Source organism: Clostridium sp. C8-1-8, from assembly GCF_009928445.1.
Classification (GTDB): Bacteria; Bacillota; Clostridia; order Clostridiales; family Clostridiaceae; genus Clostridium_AR.
In genome coordinates, this window is the sequence record NZ_JAABNO010000105.1 from 1 (window position 1) to 222 (window position 222).

Consider the following 222-nt stretch of genomic DNA (forward strand, 5'->3'; position numbering starts at 1 on the left):
AATATGATTTTTATAGGGCAAACATATGAAAATTATAAAGATAATAGGTATCCATCGATAAAGGATTTAATAAATAAGCCTATTATACAGAAGGAAAAAATAATAAAGTATATGAAGGATTGTAAAATTACGGCTGTTTCACCTGCAATAGTTACAGATTTAATTAGTCCTGAAAATAAAATCATAGGACTTTATTCAATGAATGATGGAAAATATGCATGG

1 protein-coding gene is annotated in these 222 nt (G+C 26.1%); it reads left to right on the plus strand.

The genetic code is table 11. The features are described from left to right. Positions 1–222, plus strand: a 222-nt coding sequence (locus tag GXK57_RS26290) for a hypothetical protein (protein ID WP_160680949.1), incomplete at both ends; no start/stop codon positions are given.